General features: G+C 61.5%; 2 protein-coding genes. One reads left to right on the top strand and one right to left on the bottom strand.

Annotated elements, in window-relative coordinates; genetic code table 11:
- Nucleotides 1–935: FecR family protein (locus JNL55_RS17280; protein WP_293856205.1), on the top strand; the 935-nt coding region annotated here is incomplete at its 5' end.
- An 8-nt stretch (nt 936–943) separates the two neighbouring features.
- Here JNL55_RS17280 and JNL55_RS17275 read toward each other — a convergent pair.
- Nucleotides 944–2,635, bottom strand: a 1,692-nt coding sequence (locus JNL55_RS17275) for a prolyl oligopeptidase family serine peptidase (protein WP_293856202.1), incomplete at its 5' end; no start/stop codon positions are given.

The following is a 2,635-nucleotide window of genomic DNA, read 5'->3' as shown; positions in this document are numbered from 1 at the left end:
AAGCGGTGTGGAGCAATTCCGGCGGCGTGACACCCGAGCTGCCTCGTTGGAAAGAATCGGTGCGGGATCGGTACGACCCTACTGAGCCCGTGTCGAAGTGGCATCAGCAGCGGACTCGCAAACGATTGGGCTACGCGCTCGCCGCGAGCACGTTAGTTGCCACCGTCGCCGGGCTCTCGCAACTGCCGGTGGTGTTGAACCTGATGGCGCCCTCTCACACAACAGTGCAAACCGGTATCGGCGAACAACAGCAGCTGCGCCTCTCGGATGGCTCCATCCTCACGGTGGGTGCCCGTTCGTGGGTAACAGTGGCACTGACCGACCAGCAACGCGATATCACTTTGCAAAGTGGCGAAGCTTTTTTCGACGTCGCCAAGGACGCGCAACGACCGTTCGTCGTGCACGCTGGCGGCACTGAAGTCACCGCAGTCGGTACGCAGTTCAACGTGCGTCGCAGTTCGGAACAAGTCGTGGTGTCGGTGTCGGAAGGAATCGTGCAAGTGGCGTCCGAACCTGGCGCCGGATCAAACGCCGAGTCCGCCACCGCTGCCCCCGTGCAACTTACCGCCGGCAACCGAGTGAACATCGAATCGAACGGCTCGGCACCGGCAGCGGAAACAGTCGATGCCGCCTCCGTGGGCGGCTGGCGTGAAGGCCGACTGCAATATATCAATGAACCGCTGCGCACCGTGCTCGCGGACGTGCATCGCTACACGTTACGAGACATCGAAATCGCCGACGCGGACGTCGGCGCATTGCGCATCACCGGCACCGTGTTCAGCAACGACGTCGACGGCTGGCTCAGAACCTTGGAGATGTCATTTCCGGTGCGGGTGACGATAGGCCCGTCGGGCAGCTTCGTGCTGAAGTCGACGCAACCCGCTGCGCCGGAGCCAGCGGCCGGCGCAGCGGTGCAACCTTCCCGAGGACCGTGACTCCTGCCCTACCTCGACTTGACTCGGCCACCGTCGAACTGGATCGCGCCATTGGCATCCATGGCCATGTCCAGATGCTCCGCGAACCAGGCATCGACCTGCTCGAACGCGTGACTGGCCGACGCCGGCGTCTGAAATCCATGGCCGTCGTCCAGATAACGAAGCATCCGTGCAGGAACGTGACTCTGGCGCAATACCGAGAACAGCACCTCCGCCGAAAACGGATCTGACGCTGGCATCGCTTCTTGAGCGCGATCGCCGCCGACCAGAATCAGCGTCGGGGTTTTGCTCTTGTAGCCATCGAACAAAAAGCCGCCCAGAAAATCCTTGGGCCGGTCCGCAAGCCGTCCCAGTCGGGCTTGCCAGAACCCCATCGTAGACACCGACCCGGTGCGAGCCCCCGTCAAGCTGTAGAGAAAGTCGGGCAAGACGCCGGCCGCGATTGCATCGTGCATGGCCGCCGCGCGATATCGAGTGCTACGAGTGAGGAGCAGATTCACACGTGCGCCGCCGGCACTCGCGCCAAGAATGCCGATTCTCGATGTGTCGATGTAAGTTCGCGTAGATATCCACTCGACGCCGGCATCGACGTCGCGCACATCGGCTTCGATGCCGCCAAAGTCGCCGTTGCGATGACGTGCCGAGGCAATACCCGGTCCATATTCTCCAGACGAGCGGTAGTCCGGCACGAACACCACATAGCCTTTGCTGGCCCAGGTATGCCATTCCAACGGGCCATGCGCAGTCCCGGCACTGAGCGGCGCCATCAGATAAAGAAAGCTGCCCGGCCCGCCGCCGTGCACGTCGACGAACAATGGATATTTCTTGTTGGGATTGAAGTCCGGCGGATAGATCACCCAAGCGGCAAGTTGCAGCCCTTCGCCGTTCGGAAACTTCACGCGTTCGAAGCGGCCCAGCTGGAAACGGGTCGCAGGATCGTTCAGTAACGCCACACGGGTATCGCGGTTCGACTTCGTCGCTCGCGAGCGCAGTTCGATTCGAGCCGAGCCGTCAGTAGCAACGTAGGCAAGTCGTTGCCCGTCTGGCGACACCTGCAACTGTTGCTTCAACGTGGGCGAGTCGGTCAGTGCGACCGAACGCCCGTCGAGATCGGAGCGCTGAATCTGCGTCCAGCCACCATCGCGAGTCATGTAGTACAGCGACTGTGAATCAGGCGCCCAACGCACACTAGTGCCACTGACATACTTGTCGTGCGTGAGTCGCCGCACTTTGCCCGTCGCCAGCTCCACCACCAGCAGACTATTGAAGTCATCCCAGATCTGCGAATCGACATCGGAGCTCACGGACAGCCAGCGACCGTCGGGTGAAATGTGCGGATCGATGCCCTGCATGATGCCGCCGACTCTGAACACGTCACGCACTTCGCCGTCTTTGAGCGCTCGCACGACAGTTTCGATTGGCTCGCCGTCCGTGCTCCAGAATCGCTGTGTCACGAAGTAGAGATCGTCCACAGCTCCCCACTCCAATGCTTGCAGCCGTCCAGCGAACGGGAAGCGACGCGGTGAGGCTGGCTCCTTCAGATCCAGGATGGTGATGGTGGTGGTGAACGTTCCCGCAGCGTCGCGGGCATCTGCTTGAAGACCGACATCGACATAGCGAACGGTCTTGGCCGTCGACACCGTATCCGGCGGTTCTGGCTTGGCTCGCGAAACTTGGGCCAGTGCGATTCTTTGAGAATC

Source organism: Steroidobacter sp. (genome assembly GCF_016790065.1).
GTDB lineage: Bacteria > Pseudomonadota > Gammaproteobacteria > Steroidobacterales > Steroidobacteraceae > Steroidobacter.
This window is presented reverse-complemented; position numbering and strand designations above follow the sequence as displayed.